This is a genomic window from Planctomicrobium mucosum (assembly GCF_051466335.1).
Taxonomy (GTDB): domain Bacteria; phylum Planctomycetota; class Planctomycetia; order Planctomycetales; family Planctomycetaceae; genus Planctomicrobium.
Genome location: NZ_CP195793.1, coordinates 2,513,655 through 2,531,419, shown reverse-complemented (window position 1 = coordinate 2,531,419; position 17,765 = coordinate 2,513,655). Strand labels below are relative to the sequence as shown.

General features: G+C 53.1%; 13 protein-coding genes. 9 read left to right on the top strand and 4 right to left on the bottom strand.

Going from position 1 to position 17,765, the window contains the following annotated elements; all coding sequences use genetic code 11:
• Positions 1-68: 68 nt before the first annotated feature.
• The gene (locus SH668x_RS10210) at positions 69-473 is read right to left on the bottom strand and encodes a hypothetical protein (protein ID WP_437184952.1); all 405 of its coding nucleotides are present in this window, start codon (positions 471-473) and stop codon (positions 69-71) included.
• 364 nt (positions 474-837) lie between these two features.
• On the opposite strand from SH668x_RS10210, the gene SH668x_RS10205 reads away from it, so the two are divergent.
• The 5 genes from SH668x_RS10205 (at position 838) to SH668x_RS10185 (ending at position 4,981) form a co-directional block, all read left to right on the top strand.
• A complete protein-coding gene (locus SH668x_RS10205) occupies positions 838-1,842 on the top strand; it encodes a ribose-phosphate diphosphokinase (protein ID WP_437184951.1) in 1,005 nt (334 codons plus the stop codon).
• A gap of 112 nt (positions 1,843-1,954) precedes the next feature.
• Positions 1,955-2,497, top strand: coding sequence for a DUF6580 family putative transport protein (locus tag SH668x_RS10200; RefSeq protein WP_437184950.1), 543 nt, complete (start codon positions 1,955-1,957; stop codon positions 2,495-2,497).
• Positions 2,498-2,617: 120 nt separating this feature from the next.
• A complete protein-coding gene (gene cobT / locus SH668x_RS10195; protein ID WP_437184949.1) occupies positions 2,618-3,640 on the top strand; it encodes a nicotinate-nucleotide--dimethylbenzimidazole phosphoribosyltransferase in 1,023 nt (340 codons plus the stop codon).
• Complete coding sequence (locus tag SH668x_RS10190; RefSeq protein ID WP_437184948.1) at positions 3,630-4,421, top strand: adenosylcobinamide-GDP ribazoletransferase; 792 nt, start codon at positions 3,630-3,632, stop codon at positions 4,419-4,421. Before cobT ends, SH668x_RS10190 begins: the two co-directional genes overlap by 11 nt.
• On the top strand, positions 4,418-4,981 hold the full coding sequence (locus SH668x_RS10185) for a histidine phosphatase family protein (RefSeq protein ID WP_437184947.1): 564 nt from the start codon (positions 4,418-4,420) through the stop codon (positions 4,979-4,981). The genes SH668x_RS10190 and SH668x_RS10185 overlap by 4 nt, the downstream gene beginning before the upstream one ends.
• Positions 4,982-5,014: 33 nt before the next feature.
• On the opposite strand, the gene SH668x_RS10180 is transcribed toward SH668x_RS10185, so the two are convergent.
• Entirely contained in the window at positions 5,015-7,381 is a 2,367-nt protein-coding gene (locus SH668x_RS10180) for an alpha/beta hydrolase-fold protein (RefSeq protein ID WP_437184946.1), read from the bottom strand.
• Positions 7,382-7,387: 6 nt separating this feature from the next.
• Complete coding sequence (locus SH668x_RS10175) at positions 7,388-7,723, bottom strand: hypothetical protein (protein WP_437184945.1); 336 nt, start codon at positions 7,721-7,723, stop codon at positions 7,388-7,390.
• A 427-nt stretch (positions 7,724-8,150) separates the two neighbouring features.
• Here SH668x_RS10175 and SH668x_RS10170 point away from each other — a divergent pair, with 427 nt between their 5' ends.
• The 3 genes from SH668x_RS10170 (at position 8,151) to SH668x_RS10160 (ending at position 12,099) form a co-directional block, all read left to right on the top strand.
• Entirely contained in the window at positions 8,151-9,332 is a 1,182-nt protein-coding gene (locus SH668x_RS10170) for a 3-dehydroquinate synthase (protein ID WP_437188532.1), read from the top strand.
• A gap of 104 nt (positions 9,333-9,436) precedes the next feature.
• Positions 9,437-10,792 carry a sialate O-acetylesterase gene (locus tag SH668x_RS10165; RefSeq protein ID WP_437184944.1) on the top strand — a complete coding sequence of 452 codons (1,356 nt, stop codon included), beginning with the start codon at positions 9,437-9,439 and terminating at the stop codon, positions 10,790-10,792.
• Between the two features lie 164 nt (positions 10,793-10,956).
• Positions 10,957-12,099, top strand: coding sequence for a cysteine desulfurase family protein (locus tag SH668x_RS10160; protein ID WP_437184943.1), 1,143 nt, complete (start codon positions 10,957-10,959; stop codon positions 12,097-12,099).
• A gap of 8 nt (positions 12,100-12,107) precedes the next feature.
• On the opposite strand, the gene trpS is transcribed toward SH668x_RS10160, so the two are convergent.
• Positions 12,108-13,076, bottom strand: coding sequence for a tryptophan--tRNA ligase (gene trpS, locus SH668x_RS10155; RefSeq protein WP_437184942.1), 969 nt, complete (start codon positions 13,074-13,076; stop codon positions 12,108-12,110).
• Between the two features lie 303 nt (positions 13,077-13,379).
• Between trpS and SH668x_RS10150 the strand changes: the two genes are divergently transcribed.
• Positions 13,380-17,618, top strand: coding sequence for a PVC-type heme-binding CxxCH protein (locus SH668x_RS10150; protein WP_437184941.1), 4,239 nt, complete (start codon positions 13,380-13,382; stop codon positions 17,616-17,618).
• Positions 17,619-17,765: the final 147 nt, after the last annotated feature.

Below are 17,765 nucleotides of genomic sequence, written 5' to 3'. Positions count from 1 at the left end.
TCGGGCGGATTTCATCACCCAGCTTCGATGACTCGTTATTGAAACCGCAGTCCCTCCAGAAACTGGCTCTAAATTTTGCGAATCCGAACGCCCCACATTCCCGGACCGCAATAATGCGATTTCATTTCTTCAACGACTGCCCACCCCGGTGGAACAGGCTGGCAACTGCAGATAATCAAGTCAGCTCCTGGGTAATTCGGCAGGCGCTGGATGATCCAGGCATTTCTGCCCAGCCCGTTGCAGTTCACGCAGTGCCGGATCCCAACGATTACCCAGTTCGGAGGGACAGAGCGATTCGTGCAAATCAGGGCTTTCGTCTGATCGTCGTAAGGGACTGCCAACCCAACTTTGGACTTTACTCCAGTCGCAGACCAGCTCCCTTGGGGTGGCTTTCCTCCAGAGTAAACCTCGCTTGCGGCGGCGGCCAGAGAAATTGCACAAACCAGGCAGGCGAAGGCAAAATTGTATTTCATGTAGAATCCCCTGTTTTTGGAGTCAGAAGATCATTCGGTAATTCCTTCCCAACGCGTGCATTCGATTTGCCAGTCGTTCTGAGGAAACCGCTTTTTACTTCAGTACAGATGGAAAACTTTGACATTTCCCCCTCGGCGGCTGCATTTTGGCGATTCCCGAGCTGATTGCCCCGAACAGCGTTTGTTGATCAAATTCTCAATGAATTCACATTTTTAGGTGAAAAGAATTCGTTTTTCTCATTCTGATCAGACAAAGCCTCGCGGCTTGTCTTGATTCCCAGTCCTAGTATGATGCGACTGTCGAACCTCTCGACCAGATCGACATTTCTCGCGATTCAACCGGTTACACATAAAGCGTTTTCGAATGCAGCATCGCCCAAATCACGGTCCTCGACCGCACGCATTTCAACCTCCTCAGGGAGAATTGGCTCTGCTGGCGGGATCAGCGAACAAGTTGCTATCTCAGCGAATCGCCGATGAACTTGGTGTCCGCCTGACTCCGTGCGAAGCGCATTATTTCAGCGAAGGAAACGTGTTCGTTCGAATTCTGGAGAACGTTCGCGGTCGCGATTGCTTCATCATTCAAGGAACGCACCATCCTGTGAATGATAACTTCATGGAGTTGATGTTCTGGATCGATGCGTTGAAGCGGGCCAGTGCAGCTCAAGTGACCGCTGTTGTCCCATTCTTCAGCTACGCGAAAGGGGACAAGAAGGACGAGCCACGCGTTTCAATTCGCGCCCGTGTCTGTGCTGATGCCATTGAAGCCGCTGGTGCGGACCGTTGCCTGATGATGGATTTGCACACGCCGCAAATTCAAGGCTTCTTCCACGTTCCGGTCGATCACCTGTTTGCCAGGTACGTCCTTTGCGATCACATTAGCACTCTCAATATTCCCAATCTGGTCGTCTGCAGCCCTGACGTCGGTTTTGCGAAGAGCGCCTCTGCTTACGCCAATTACCTCGGCGTTCCGGTTGTGATCGGAAACAAGGTTCGACGCGACCATACTGAACAAGCACATGTGCTCGAGTTGATCGGGGACGTCCGAAACAAGAACGTCCTCATCGTCGACGACTTTACCATCTCCGGCGGTACTCTGATCGCGATGGCGGACGTGCTGAAGTCGCGCGGCGCAAACGATATCTACGCTGCTGTTTCCCACGGGGCACTCTCTAAGGGTGTTGCCCCGAAAATCGCTGCGAGTCAGATCAAACAACTGTTTATGACGGATACGATCGAACCGCAAAATGATCCGTTGCCACACAACATTTCCGTTGTGTCAGTCGCTCGGCTATTCGCCGAGGCAATTCAATCGATTCACGACCGTACCAGTGTTTCGCAACTCTTCCCGGATGGACCAGAGTGCTAGCGTCGGCTGTTACCTCGGATGTGTTGTTACTGAAATTTCCCATCATGCAACACCGTCGTTCAACCGCCAGATTCCGTAAAACTCTCTCTCTGGATTGTTAAAAGTCAACGTCATGAAACCAAACAGCCTGAATCAAATTGCAGTTATTTCGGTCATGGTTGTGGCAGCAGCACTGTGCCGCGTCATCCCACATCCACCGAACTTCTCACCGATCGGTGCTGTTGCCCTGTTTGGCGGGGCGTGCCTTGCGAATCGATGGCTGGCATTCGGAATTCCGCTGCTGGCAATGTTCATCAGCGATCAGTTCCTTCCATCCTCACCGCTGTTTCCAGTCATTTACACCAGTTTTCTGGTGAATGTCGCACTGGGACGTTGGTTACATGGGCGGCGCAATGTCGTCAATATGGCTGCTCTCACCTTCCTCGGCGCCGTTCAGTTCTTCGTTCTGACGAACCTGGCTCACTGGTACAGCTACTATCCATTGACGCTCTCCGGCCTGACAACATGCTTTGCAGCGGCAATTCCATTCTTCCAGAACACGCTTCTCGGAGACGCCTGCTTCGCGACAGCACTCTTCGGAACATATGCACTCATTCAGCGGGCGATTGCCGGGTCAACTGAGACATCGCTGACCGCTGAAGATGCTCGCTCATAATTGAGCGACTGTCACATTCGACATTAGACTGAGCACGAAACCTGAATGAGAGTGGAACGCGGTCATTGACCTGCCAGCTCATTCGGGTTTTGTGCTCTTTTGTTATCCGGAGGTTGTTCCGTGCTGTCAGAACAGAAGATTCGCCACTATATCGATTCGCTCGCCAAACCTCCTGGCAGCCTCGGCCGGATTGAATCACTGGCAGCTCAACTTTCATTCCAGCAGCAGACACTCTCTCCTCGCACCACTCCCCGAAGAATCGTATTGTTTGCAGGTGACCACGGTGTCGTCGAAGCAGGGGTCACTCCCTGGCCAAGCGCGGTCACAGGAATGATGATCCAATCGATCGTCGCTGGTGTCGCTGCAAGTAGTCTGTTTGCTGAATCAACATCGACTGACTTGCGGCTGATCGACGTCGGCAGCCTCAGCGACCCTCTACCGGAGCAGCCGAAATACCGCTGCTTCAAGGTACGGGCTGGAACCAGGAATCTTGCACTGACTCCCGCTTTGACCACTGAAGAGTTTCGGCAGGCTTTGGACGTCGGTGCTCAACAGGCGGACGAGGCAGCGAACGACGGCATGATTGTTGTCGCATCTGGAGAGATGGGAATCGGTAACACCACGCCTGCCAGTTGCCTGACCGCTCTGCTAACGGGTGCGCCATCGGAGGTTGTCGTCGGTCGGGGGGCTGGAGCCGATGAAGCGATGGTGCAAACCAAGCAGCAGGTCGTTCGAGATGCAGTGGCACGTGCCAATCATCTGCTTCAATCAAATCCGGAAGAGGCAATCAGTTCTGTCTGCGGGTTGGAGATCGCTGCCATGGCCGGCTTTTATCGCCGAGCCTGTGATCGTGGAATGACGATCGTATTGGATGGCTTCATCGCGACATCAGCTGCCTTGATTGCTGAACATCTCTGGCCGGGAACTTCCAAGCAGATGATCGCGGCACATCAATCTGCCGAACCGGGCCATGCAGTTGCCCTGAAGCACCTGCATCTTGAACCAGTGCTGAACAACTGGGAACTGCGACTGGGAGAAGGGACAGGCGCATTGACTGTGATGCCGCTTCTCGATATCGCAGCAGTCATGATGAGTCGCATGGCGACACTTCAACAAGCTGGAGTGAGCAATCGTGAACCTTGATCGACACATGCAGGCCTTCATCACCGCGATTCAATTCCTCACTCGGGTTCCTGTTCCTGGGGGGATGAACACTCCCGATCCTGACAAATCTCTGATGCGTCTGGCGGTGCTGTACTTTCCAGTCGTCGGTGCTCTCATCGGCTACTTTACCGGATGTGTCATTCAGACATCCCTGTATTTCTGGTCAGCGTTCACAGCGGTGACACTCGGGCTCATTGCTGAGGCTTTTCTCACCGGCGCTTTTCACGAAGATGCCGTCGCCGACTCATGCGATGCATTTGGAGGAGGGTGGACGAAAGAGGATGTCCTCCGCATTATGAAAGACAGTCGCATCGGGAGTTACGGGACTCTTGGACTTCTTTTAGCGGTGCTCACTCGATTGAGTTGCCTGATCACACTGTCGACGCATGTCACCAGCTTCGGCCTGTTCGCTGCACTTGTCGGTTCAGCAGCCATCGGACGCTGGTCGACCCATCTCATCACCTATCTGACCCCACCGCTCGACCAACGCGACGGACTTTCGAAGGATATTGGGAATCACCTCAGCATCGCAGAATTCGGCTATGGAACGTTGCTGACGTTCGTTGCCTGTCTGGGATCACTCTGGATCTTTCCATTACAGAGCTTATGGGGATTCGTGGTTGTCATTGCGGGAACTCTCGTCTGGAATTGGTACATCAATAAGCGTATCGGCGGGGTTACGGGGGACTGCCTGGGAGCCGGAGTCTATCTGGCGCAATGCCTGTTCTTACTGTGCCTGACGGCTGGGTATCCCTCATGAGCCGGCAAGTCGTCCTTGTCAGACATACTGCGGTGTGTGATTCCGTGCGCGGCATTTGCTATGGCCAAACGGACGTCCCGCTCAGTGAAGCAGGCTACCGTGCCATCCCTGAAGTCGTGGATCGAATCGTCGCAATTTACCGGCCGACACATCTCTATGAGAGCGGGCTAACTCGATGCCGCCTGCTCGCGGAAGTACTTCAGAATCGTCTCGGACTTCCAGCGATCACCGACAGACGCCTGCAGGAGAAGAATTACGGCGACTGGGAAGGGTTAACCTGGGACACGATCTACAAAACCTCTGGAGATGCGATGCTCGGTGCGATCGAGCAACCAGCGACGTGGGGTCCACCACAAGGGGAAACCACTTTCGGACTGAGGGACCGTGTTCTCGAGTGGTATTCGGAACTACCTGAAACAGGCTGTGTTCTAGCAGTCTGCCACGGAGGACCGATCGCGTCGCTGCTGGGAACGCTTCGCAATCTGCCTGTTGCAGAGTGGTTTCAACTGATTCCCCAGTATGGTGAAATCGTTGTTGTTTCTCCATCTGAACCAGCCTGAATCGCAGGCTGGTCGTTCGCTTTACTTTGGAGGCTACTCTTCATCAGGGACAGCGACAGGTAGCGGAATGAGCTGAGCCTTCCCTTGAATGCTTAATTCTCGATCCGAGATCTGAATCGATTCCAATCGCAATTCCGATTTCCCTAATTCTTGTAGCTGGAGAGGGAATTCGCTCGTGCCAAATTCGGCTCCCCACTTCGCCCAAGCCGTTGAAAACGTTGTTTCAAACAATCCACCGTCAACCTGAATGTCGGCATTTCCCTCAATCGTCGTCCCCTTTAAAAACTGGACGTGCGATTCGGGATTCCAGACCAACTTCGCTTTCGCATCAGGAGCGTTTCGATCCTCGGGAAGCTGCAACGTCAGCGGTTGTTTCAGAGTGAAGAGAATCCGTCCATAGGGGATGGCCTCTGCGGTTGGTTCAGGCCGTCTGTAGACATCAATGGCAATCGCTGGCGAGTGAAGTTCAACGCCCAAATCTCCATTTGCTTCTGCCGCTGCAGATTTTGAAATGACCATTGGGCTCAGCAGCCTGAGGATTGATTCCAGATGCTCATTTTCGGATGCGTTCATCTCCGGAAAGATCTGGTTCATCACGGCTGGATTTGCGAAATTCGCGAAGTTCTCATCGGAGATATCCAGCACATTGACCTGAGCAAAATTCTGATTGATGTTCAGCTGGGACACCGTCGTAACTGCGTCCAATGAAACCGAGGCTGCCAGCTCATCGAGATTGGAGTGCTTTTTCAAATCGAGTTCGTATCCAGATGGGACTTGCTGCACCGGCCCACGGACACTCACATTCAAATTACACAGCAGTGAAATCCCTTGAGAATCGACCCGGACCTGAGAGGGAGCAACAGCCAATTCAGGAACGAGTACGGGCAGGGGAGAGAGCAGTTTCGCCAATTCCGGTGCGTCGATGGACTGAATTTTGTCCTCATTACTTCGAATAAGATCAGGAACTGCACTCAGCACCTGTCCAACCAACTCATCACGATTCTCATACAAAGTCCCGAGAATCCCGGTGACAAGTTGGTCCGGGGTAAACTCATCGCTCTTGGCATCAACCTTTTCCGGTGGAACGATGTACCAGTTTCCATCTGTAAAGTGGAAAGACTTCCTGAGAAGTCGCAGTCTTAACCGGCCAGCTTCCATGACAGGTTGAACTTCCAGTCGCAGTTCAGCGGGCTGATGAATTCCGATCCGAATGCGAATTTCGTCCGTCTGAATCGAGTGCTTCTTTGACTTCAGAGATGCGTTCCCGATCACGATTTCGAACGGCTTCATAAATACACGAAGCCCGAGTCGCCCCCCAGAAATTCCTTCCAGAGAGATCTGAGATAGCTGACAGTCATACCCGACGTTGGAGAGAAGGACGTCCATCCGCTCTTCGCCCGTTCCGACGACTCGGGCAATGTCCGGAAGGCTGCCTCGCAATGGAGTTTCCTTCAGCAGCTCAGGGAGATCGCTGGCGAGCTGGCGGAGTGTTCCATTCCCCACGCGAATCGACAGAGCATTCGGAATGACCTGAGTTTCCACAAGGCATTCTGAATAGAATCGCGAGCGTGAAGGGAGCGGGGCGACAGACAGGAGGTCGATCCCGGCAGGGTCGATCGAGGCCGGATCGAGCATCCATTGAAATGTCTGGGGAGAAGCAAACACGTTACGGCAGACATCATGTCCCACTTTGGGCAACTTCGTGAATGTCCCGTTTCCTGCAGCAGCTTTGAGTTTCTCCACAATTCGCTCAGATCGCTGAAAAGGGACCAACGGATCGATTTCGCCGCTGATCGCCCAGACCGGTGTTTTCTGGCGGGCGAGTTGCTGAACATCGAGATCATCATCAACAGCCCCTCCGGCGAGAACCAACACTGCAGACCAACGATCGGCGTGGGCGGCCCCTAAACTCCAGGCTCCATACCCTCCCATCGACCAGCCGGCAAGAATCTGCCTCTTGGGGTCAATCGAGAAGTCCTTCATCACTTCGTCGAGAATCTGAATAGATCGCTCACCATCTCGACTCCCAGCGAGCCATCCCGTCAAGGCGCGACTACTCACATCTTCACACTGAGGGAAGACCGCAATAAACGGGAGTTCGGGATTCTTTTCAAGAGCAGCGGTCAACATTCCATATAGCGGAATTTTCCCGTCGGTTCCCTTTTCCCCGGCTCCATGTAAAAACAGCACGACAGGCCATTTTTGATCGGGTTGATATTGCTTTGGAGTGAACACCGCATAGCGATGCGCACTTCCTTCAGAGTCGACATAATCCCGGAGCTGAAATCCGACCGGCAACGAATTGCAATTCAGCTCTTCTGCGAGAACGGCAAAAGAAAGTTGCCCCAAACAGATCCAGGAAGCGAGCAAACAGACAGCGAAATACCGGTACAGATTCATATTATTTTAGTGGACGCCTGCAACAGCAGGCTTCTGTTGATCGAACTGTTGAATGTCCGGTTCCTCGACAGTAATCACACGAATAAACCCGGTGTGAGTCCGGACGTATTCGATCTTACTGGCAATTCTCGGTTGTGAATGCAGATAGTGCGCAATCTCGTTTTGTTTCGCCGAAGAATAATTCTGTTGTGGTACAGACCATTCAGTCCGCATCTCCACGACCAAAGATTCCAAACGAGAATCGAACGTACGATAACCCGCCATGAGCGCAGCCTGAAACAAGATTGAAAACAGGAATTTCTCAGACTCCAGTCTAACGGGGCGAGTTCTGACTGTCGACAATTCTCCTCCAGATCCGCCAGTCTTCCAGCCTGGATTCGCACACGAATTCAAAATCAAGATCTGAAACAGGAACGGGGACCGGATCCGTTCGGATTTGCGGTGATCTTCAACACGACGGGCAGGAAGAGATCAAACCGGGATGATTATGCGCAAAGTTAAATTCAACGATCGAGACAGACGCTGCTGAAAACTTGCTCCGATTTCCTTCGACTCACTTGCATCAGAGTTCATCAATCTAGACACTGCAGAGAGAGATTTCAGGCTTCCTGTCGATTGACTGAAGCGCACAATGCCGCTTCCTTCAGGCCTCAGGGAGAGCCAACCCGAACTCTCTCCTCGGTGAACTTCAGTGGACCGCATCCTCGCATTTTCGATGAGTCATGCCCCACGCCATGCCAACGTCTCCCACCTGCCCGACCACGATTGCATGAACGATTTCGAGAACATCACCTCCGACATCGAATTCTCAGTTCCATTTCGACATCGCTTGCGATTGACTCGCGATGTCTTTGGAAAGGATCAGGATGTTCTTCTCAAGCTCTTTGAGACAAATGGAGAGAACGTTCCGCGAGTACAGGTCTGGCTGGACGAACAGATCGCAGTCGCGCAGCCGCAATTGACCAGTCGGATTCGCACCTGCCTGAACTCGCATCGCGATCAGGTGCAGCTCGTCGGAAATATCCAAATCTGTCCCGGTGGGGAAGCGGTTAAGAACGACATCCATATTGTGGAACGCATGCTCAAATGCATGAACACAGCGGATCTCGATCGCCGAAGCTATGTCCTCGTCATCGGTGGGGGAGCCGTACTGGATGCCGTTGGATTCGCCGCTGCGATCGCTCACCGCGGAATTCGGTTGATCCGGATTCCGACCACGACACTCGCACAGGGTGACTCCGGCGTCGGCGTCAAAAACAGTGTGAACCTGTTTGCGAAAAAGAACTGGATCGGCACGTTCGCGGTTCCCTGGGCAGTGATTAACGATGAGGAATTGCTGTCATCGTTGCCGGACCGCGATTTTGTTTGCGGTTTTTCAGAGTCTGTCAAAGTCTCGCTGCTCAAGGATCCCAACGAGTTCACACGGATCGAGAAGCTTGCCCCAGCCATTCGTTCCCGCGATATGAACGCAGTTCGACCGGTGCTTTACCGCTCGGCACAACTGCACCTGCAACATATCACTCAAGGGGGAGATCCTTTTGAGGCACTCGAAGCACGCCCACTTGATTACGGGCACTGGTCGGCTCATAAACTTGAGCCCATGACGAATTTCGAACTGCGTCATGGGGAAGCGGTCGCAATCGGCGTTGCGATCGACACCGTCTATTCATCGTTGGTGCATGGCCTCCCTCAACAGGACGCGATCCGCGTGTTGAGGTGCCTCGAAGCTCTGGGACTGAACCTGTACCACCCATTGCTCAATGAAACCAAACTACTTTTCGATGGCCTGGAAGAGTTTCGCCAGCATTTGGGTGGTCGCCTGACACTCACAATGCTTACGGCGATCGGATCTCCGATTAACGTCCATGACGTTGACCGAGAGCAGATGCGTCAGGCCATTCGTTTCGTGATTGAGTTTGTGCAGTCATCTGCAGCGGCGAAACAGAGATAATTCGTCAGATTACGTGTGCCTGCGTCCCTGAGTAAGAGTGACCGTGTCGGTCTCGCTGAACATCAGCGAATTCCCTTGTCATTTCAAATGGAAAGCGTTCTTTCATGTCCAAATTGCTTTCTCGAATGCTGCTTCTTCCCGCTGTGATGCTCGGCATCGCCAGCGAAGATCTGCAGGCTGATGTCAAACTTCCAGCGGTGCTCGACAGTCACATGGTCCTGCAACGTGATCAGCCAGTTGCAGTTTGGGGTTGGGCAGATGCTGGAGAAGAAGTGACCGTGTCGTTCCGCGGAAAGTCCGCGACAACGACGGCGAATGCTGATGGCAAATGGGAGGTCGAACTTCCAGCGATGGGCGCTGAAAAATCCCCCAATTCATTGGTTGTGAAGGGGAAAAACACAATCACGCTGGAGGATGTGCTCGTCGGGGACGTCTGGCTCGGTTCTGGACAATCCAACATGGAATGGACCATCGCCATTTCTGGAGAGCCCGAAAAAACAGCGGCCGGTGCAAATCACCCGAACGTTCGCCTGTTCCAGATTCCCAAAGTGGAATCACAAGAACCCAACGAAGATGTGAACGCAAAATGGATGACCTGCACTCCAGAGCATGCGCTGCACTTCTCAGCTGTCCTTTACCACTTTGGTGCTCGGCTCAACAAGGATCTGGACATCCCCATTGGACTGATCAACAGTTCTTGGGGCGGCTCGCCGATTGAGCCTTGGACAATTAAAGATGGTAAAGCAGGGGGCATGTACAATGCGATGATTGCACCTGTCACCAAGTTCCCGATCAAGGGTGTGATCTGGTATCAGGGTGAGACCAATGCAATGCAGAAGAATGGTCTTGCCTACTTCGACAAGAAGGTCGACCTTATCTCTGGCTGGCGAAAAGCCTGGAACAATGAACTTCCGTTCTACTTCGTCCAGATCGCGCCTCTTGATGGTGCCTACGAAGGGGATGACCTCCCCCGACTCTGGGAAGCACAGGTCAAATCACTCTCCATTCCTGGCACGGGGATGGCAGTGACAACCGACATCGGTGATCTTTCAGACATTCACCCGAAGAATAAGTACGAGGTCGGTAACCGCCTCGCACGCTGGGCGTTGACCAAGACCTACGGTAAAGAGGGGATCGTCTATTCTGGACCACTCTTCAAATCTGTGACCTTCGACGGTAACAAAGCCATTATCGAATTTGCACACACCGCTGAGGGGCTGAAATCACGAGACGGGAAGCCACTCAATGAGTTCAAGATCGCTGGCGAAGACGGAAAATTCTTTGATGCCGTCGCGGAAATTGATGGGCACAAAGTGATCGTTTCATCAAGCGAAGTGAGCGATCCGACCCAAGTTCAGTTTGGATGGCACCGTGCGTGTGATCCGAATCTGATGAACACTGCTGGACTCCCGGCATCCCCATTCCAATCCAAGGATTGGCAGGGAGCGACCGGCGAATAACTCCTCGCCCGGATCGACGTAAAAATTGAACTCAACAGGCTGCCGACTTGATAACCGGCAGCCTGTTGCTTTTTCCCCCTCACCCGAAGTCAAACTTGAAACGGTCGATACGACTCGATCACGTTCGCTTCCGTAGTGAAGTCCTGTAAACTGATGCGACTCCCATGATCTACCTCGACAACAACGCGACAACCATGCTTGATCCAGAGGTACTGGATGAGATGAATCGCGTTGCGCTGCGGGCAGGGGGGAATCCCGGCAGCCGCCATCTCGCTGGCCGACGTGCGAGGCAGGTCCTGGAAGACGCTCGCGAGTCCATCGCTTCCATCCTGTGTGCCCAACCGAAAGAGGTCGTATTTACCTCGGGCGGAACCGAGTCGAATAATCTCGCTATCTTTGGACTCAGCTACGGTCGTACATCGACAATCTTGCTTCCAGCAGGAGAACATCCTGCTATCGAAGAACCCGCCAAAATTCTCGTCAAACGGGGATGGAGTCGGGCACAAGTCGCCATTCATGCGGACGGAAGAATTGATCAGGAAGCATTGCGTCGGCAATCATTCGAAGAGGTTGGACTGGCGACGGCGCTCCTCGCTCACAATGAGACAGGGGTCATTCAGGACCTGAAACTCCTCGCTCAAAAATGCCAGGAATCGCAAATTCCTTTTCATATTGATGCTGTTCAGGCTGTCGGGAAAATAGAAGTCGACTTTTCCGCACTTCAAGCGACAACACTGAGTGCTGCTGCTCATAAATTTCATGGACCTCGCGGTGTGGGAATACTACTCGTCCGCACGGGAACGAATCTCTCCCCGATGATGGTTGGGGGGTTTCAGGAACAGAGCCACAGACCGGGAACTGAGCCAGTCATGCTGGCAGCCGGGATGAGTTTTGCGCTCTCAAAATGGGCGCGGGAACGCGCTGAACGTCAACTCAAGTTGGCTCGCCTACGAGACCGGCTTCAAGAAGGACTCACCGCAAATTGCAGCCCAATTGTGATTAACGGCAACCAAGAATTCCGACTTCCCAATACACTTCACATCGCATTTCCCGGCTGTGATGCCGATGCGCTTCTCGTTGCACTGGACCTCGCGAATGTCTGCTGTTCGTTGGGGAGCGCGTGTGCCAGCGGATCGACCGAACCGTCACCGATTCTCATGGCAATGGGGTGCCCGGCAGAAGTGACCCAGTCATCCGTTCGATTTAGTGTTAGCACGCAGAACACAGAGTCTGAAATAGATTCTGCAATCGAGAAGATTGTAAAGGCAGTGCAACGACAACGCTCGTTGCACTCCAATGCTCGCTGAGCTTGTTATTAGCTCCCCAAACCACATGCTGTGCGCGCTCTGTCCAAAACTTCCTGCGCCTTCTTTCGAGCCGCTTCCGCTCCGGCCCGCAGTATGTCTTCGACATCATCCGGGCGGGCTTCCAACTCTGCACGTCGATCACGAGCAACGCTGAAATATTCCATCACTTTGTCGTAGAGCGTTTGCTTCGCGTCCCCATACCCCATTCCCCCCGCACGATAGCGTGCTGCCAGGGCTGCCTGTTCATCCCCGTCGGCAAACAGCTTGTACAGAGCGAATACCGAATCGTTCTCTGGATCTTTCGGATCTTCCATTGGAATGGAATCCGTCTTGATCGACATGAACTTCTTACGCATCTGCTTGGAAGATTCGAAGATTCCAATGGTATTCCCATAGCTCTTCGACATTTTTTCGCCATCCGTCCCGGGGACCTTCGAGGTGTCAGCGATCACACGTGCTTCAGGCAGGACGAACACTTCGGAATTGTAGATATGATTGAATCGGGTGGCGAGATCGCGAGTCACTTCGATGTGCTGCACCTGATCCAGTCCAACCGGAACAACGTCGCTGTCGTAGGCGAGAATGTCAGCAGCCATCAGTACCGGATAGGTAAAGAGCCCCGCGTCGGCAGCGAGCCCTTTGGCGATCTTGTCTTTGTAGGCATGACATTTTTCCAGAAGACTCATCTGGCAGACCGTCATCAGCAACCATGTCAGCTGGGTCACTTCCGGTACGTCCGACTGGCGAAAGAGTGATGCTTTGGCTGGATCTAGTCCCAGAGCCAGAAGATCGAGCGCAGCGTTTTTTGTGTGGTCTTTCAGCTCAGCCGGATCTCGGACCGTTGTCAGCGCGTGGAAGTCCGCGATGAAATAGAATGCCTGGTCATTATTCTGCAATTCAATGTACTGCTTGATCGCGCCGAAATAGTTCCCCAAATGGAAACGCCCAGTGGGTTGAATTCCGGAAAGCACGCGCATTTCAAATCTCTTTCACGAAAGGAAACGATTTCACTGATATCAAGACAGACTGACTTGTCACGACGAACAATACCGTCTTCAGGTTCGCCAAGGGACGAGGAGATTCTGGCGACTCTCCCAATTCGGTTCAATCTGCTTGTCAGAATGAATTGCCCCGTCAGTTATCGTTGACGTTCGCCGACAGTACGGCATAAAGTGCCCCTTATGAATTGTCTGCCTTTGCAAAATGTCATGCTTGCAATTGCTTCATAGACATTTCTAACGGTTTTGATCGAATTTTGCCCCCAAGAGAGTGAATTCAACTTGAATCTCCACACACCTCTCCTTCCACAATTCCATTCATCCATCACACATCGGTTACGTCTAGCGGCAGTACTTCTCGGAAGCCTGCTTTGGATCGTTTCAGCGGCAGATGCTCAACAACCGCTGGAATTGCAGGATGGTGACCGAGTCGTCTGGATTGGATCGGAATTCACCGAACAGTCGATCAAACACAACTTTGTTGAAGCTGCTCTGACGAGCCGTTGGCCAGATCGACGCATCACCTTCCGAAATTTAGGTTGGGCGGGTGACGATCCAACTGCTGTTGCTCGCGGCTACTTCAACGGAGCGGCTGAGGGATATCCTCGCCTCATCGAAGAATTGACTCGATTGAAGCCGACGGTGGTCTTCATCGAATACGGTGAAACATCAGCTTACGCTGGCGAAGCAGGTTTTCCTGCTTTCACCGACCAGATGAAGCGATTGATTTCAGACGTCAAAAAACTGACCGATCGCATTACGCTCGTCTCACCGCCGGCAGCTGAAAAGTTGCCCGCTCCTGTGCGAGATCCTGCGGAAACCAACGCGAATCGGCAAGCGATTTCGGCAATTCTCAAGCAACTGGCTGCTGATGAGAAGCTGGAATTCATCGATATTCTGACTCCACTTCAAGCAGAGCTGAATTCAGAAAACGCTGATCGACTCACGTTGGACTCGATTCGCTACAATTCCGCCGGTTATGCTGCCGCCGCTGAAGCGACTCTCAACGCAATTGGCGTGAGCGGATTCAGCCGTGAAAGCACAAATGCAGAGCTGCTCGAACTGATCCGAGTCAAGAACGACCTGTACTTCCACCAGTACCGTCCGCAGAACGAAACCTACATCCGCGGCTTCCGTAAGCACGAACAAGGCCAGAATGCGAAGGACATCGCAGCATTTGAGCCGCTGATTGCAGAAGCAGAAGCTCGTATTGCGGATTACGTTCAGGGGAAACCGATCCCCAAGATGGCTCCGCTGCCCCCGAAGGACCTCACCTTCACTCCTAAAACTGCTCAAGAGCAGAAAGAATCGTTCAAGGTTGCCCCGGGACTCGAAGTCACACCATTCGCTTCTGAGCCAATGGTGATGAATCCCATCGCGATCAACTTTGACAGTCGCGGGCGGTTGTGGGTTGCTTCCAGCCCGATCTATCCACAGATTCGCCCGGGAGCTCAGCCAACCGACGAAATCATCGTTCTTGAAGACACCGACGGCGACAACGTCGCTGACAAGAAGACTGTATTCGCAGGCGGATTGCTGATCCCAACCGCTGTTCTGCCGGATGAGCGTGGCGGTGCCTACGTTGCGAATTCCACCGAGTTGCTGCACCTTATCGACAACGATGGTGACGGTGTTGCCGATGAGCGTCGTGTGATTTTGTCCGGGTTCGGAACAGAAGATACTCACCACATTCTTCACACGTTCCGCTGGACTCCCGATGCGTTGTTGTCATTCAACCAGTCGATCTACATCCATAGTCATGTCGAAACACCTTACGGTGTCGAGAAGATGATGGGGTCAGGGTTCTGGCGATATCGTCCAGAAACCGCACGCGCCAACACAGTGGCGTTCGGTCTGGTCAATCCTTGGGGTTACGTCTTCGATAACTGGGGACAGAGCTTCGCGACTGACGGAGCAGGCGGACACGGGATTAACTACATCTTCCCGGGAGCTGCCTATCTGACAGCGGTTGGTTTCAACCGCATTCTCGAAGGAATGAATCCCGGACAGCCAAAGATGTGCGGTCTGGAAATCATCACTGGAAACCACTTCTCACAGGAATACCAGGGATCGCTGGTGACTGCAGATTTCCGCGGAAACCGCGTTGTTCGGTTTAAGCTGTCGGAAGAAGGCTCGGGCTATATTTCCCGCCAGACTGAAGACATTTTGACCTCCAGCGACAGTGCGTTTCGCCCGATCGATCAGAAGATCGGTCCCGATGGAGCGCTCTATATCGCTGACTGGTACAACCCAATTATTAACCACGGGGAAGTCGACTTCCGCGATCCTCGCCGAGACGATCGGCACGGTCGCATCTGGCGAGTCACGCAAACTGGTCAGTCACTTGCTCCTCGTCCAGCGATCGCAGATGAGTCGGTTGAAAACCTCGTCAAACTGTTTGAGCATCCAGAGCAAACTGTTCGGCATCTCGCTCGTGTTCACCTCCGCTTTAAAGATCACGCGGAAGTGTCTGCTGCCGTGCAGAATTGGTTCGGCGCATTGGATACCCAAGATCCATTGTATGAACAGCGTCGACTTGAAGCACTCTGGACATACCAAGCGATTGCTCAGGTTCCAACTGATTTCCTTCTGAGTGGGCTGAAGTCTGCGGACCACCATGTCCGAGCGGCTTCCATCCGTGTTCTCTCGCAGGGGACTCAGGAAAACTACGGTCTGCCAGCTGACTTCGATGTTCTTCCGTTGTTGGCAGAAGCCGTCAAAGACGCTCATCCACAGGTTCGCCTCGAAGCAGTGAATGCTTTGCGGGTCATTCCGAGTCCGCAATCGGCTGTACTGGCACTGCAGGTTCTGAATCAACCGATGGACGGCTTCCTGGACTTCGCCCTTTGGTCAACCATCCGGACTCTCGAGCCACAATGGGGGCCGCAGGTTGCCAACGGAACTGCGGAATTCTCAGGAAACCTTCCAGAGCTCCTCTTCGCTTTGCGTGCTGTCGACAGCCCTGCTTCATTGCCAGTGCTGATGAATCTGCTCACGTCCAACAATGTCCCAGCAGACAAACTGGGTGAAGTTCTGGCGCTGATTACAAAGTTCGCTGGCCCAGACGAAGCACGAGTACTCTTCGATCGTGCATTGGCCAATGAATCCGAACGAGGTGAACTCCTCGGACATCTCGTTGCCCTCGCTGACCGTCGTCGCGTCGTGCCAGCAGGTGATCTGTCAGCCTTGGAATCGTTGCTCCCAGCTCCGCAAGCAGTTTATCTGGTTGGTTTCTGGAAGCAGGAAGCGCACGTACCAACACTCATCTCGTTGGTGAGCGACAACGCAGTCGAATTCGGTACTCGTGAAGCAGCGTTGAGAAGCCTCAGCGAGCTGAAGAATCGCGAAGCCCTTGAAGCGATTGTAGCGAATACCGAACTTCCATTCCCGATTCGCCGTCGTGCTGCCGGAGTTCTTTTGAATGTCGATACAGCCGTCGCTGTAAAGAACGCTGTCGACCTCATTCAAGTCGCAACACCTGATGATCTCGCAGAAATCGATGCAGTGATTGGCGATATCGTCGCTCGAGGAGATGGACCAGATCATCTCGCAAATGCATTGAATGGAGTTCAGCTCAGTGAGTCGATTTCTCAGGCTGCACTGCGTCGGGCCACTTCAGTTGGCCAGCGTGGTGAGAAACTCGCCACAACAATCCGATCTGCAAGCGGGATGAGCGTTGAACCACGAGTTTACTCTCCTGAAGAAATTCAACGAATTCTAAGCCGTGTTGATATTGCAGGGAACGCTGCGAACGGCGAGCGCATTTATCGCCGGAAGGAACTGCTCTGCATGAGCTGCCACTCCATCGGTGGAGCAGGTGGTCTTGCAGGTCCAGATATCCTGTCGCTCGGGGCGAGTTCTCCAGTGGATTACATTCTGGATTCGCTGATCAACCCATCTGCGAAGATCAAAGAGGGCTACCACACCAACACGATCGCATTGGAAGATGGTCGAGTTGTTTCAGGAGTCGTGGTGCGAGAAGGGGATACTGAAATCGTTCTTCGAGATGCACAGAACAAGGAGATGGTCATTCCTGTTGCAGAAGTCGATGAACGGATCATGAGCCCGAATTCGTTGATGCCACCGGAACTTGTCTCACGACTAAACAACGAAGAACTTCTCGATCTGGTTGTGTTCCTGTCATCACTTGGGAAGGAAGGACAATACAAAGTCCCTCAGAATCGGTATATCCGTCGTTGGATGGCGCAAGACCAAGGTCAGCTCATCAGCATGGTCGATGGGGGATTGCCGATGGACGATTGTCCGGGTGGACCGATTAGCTTCGAAGTGGAAGTGACCACTCCAGGTCTGATTGGATTGAAGCTTCGAAATCCCGAAACCCTGAAATTGCTTTGGCAGGAGAATGCCATTGAACCAGAAGGGGACATCTACACCGTTGAACTTCCAGCCGGTCGACATCGATTGACGATCGAACCTGCTACAGGTCGCCTTGCTCCACTCTTTGTGGAAGTGATCGATCTCGAGGGTTCAGCGGGTCGGGCGGAGCCTGCGAATCGTTAAGACGATTCCTGTAAGCCGATGATGCAATATGAACTCGACCGGAAGCACCCAGCGTGCTTTCGGTCGAGTTCTTTTGATTTCTACATGGGCTGATTGATACCAGTTTGTGGCAGCGTTAATCGCACCAGTGTATCAGCGATATCTCGG

Excerpts from the sequence above, each read along its gene's own strand:
- SH668x_RS10210 (WP_437184952.1), bottom strand. The coding sequence starts at position 473 with ATGAAATACAATTTTGCCTTCGCCTGCCTGGTTTGTGCAATTTCTCTG.
- SH668x_RS10205 (WP_437184951.1), top strand. The coding sequence starts at position 838 with ATGCAGCATCGCCCAAATCACGGTCCTCGACCGCACGCATTTCAACCT.
- SH668x_RS10200 (WP_437184950.1), top strand. The coding sequence starts at position 1,955 with ATGAAACCAAACAGCCTGAATCAAATTGCAGTTATTTCGGTCATGGTT.
- SH668x_RS10185 (WP_437184947.1), top strand. The coding sequence starts at position 4,418 with ATGAGCCGGCAAGTCGTCCTTGTCAGACATACTGCGGTGTGTGATTCC.
- SH668x_RS10180 (WP_437184946.1), bottom strand. The coding sequence starts at position 7,381 with ATGAATCTGTACCGGTATTTCGCTGTCTGTTTGCTCGCTTCCTGGATC.
- SH668x_RS10170 (WP_437188532.1), top strand. The coding sequence starts at position 8,151 with ATGAACGATTTCGAGAACATCACCTCCGACATCGAATTCTCAGTTCCA.
- SH668x_RS10165 (WP_437184944.1), top strand. The coding sequence starts at position 9,437 with ATGTCCAAATTGCTTTCTCGAATGCTGCTTCTTCCCGCTGTGATGCTC.
- SH668x_RS10160 (WP_437184943.1), top strand. The coding sequence starts at position 10,957 with ATGATCTACCTCGACAACAACGCGACAACCATGCTTGATCCAGAGGTA.
- trpS (WP_437184942.1), bottom strand. The coding sequence starts at position 13,076 with ATGCGCGTGCTTTCCGGAATTCAACCCACTGGGCGTTTCCATTTGGGG.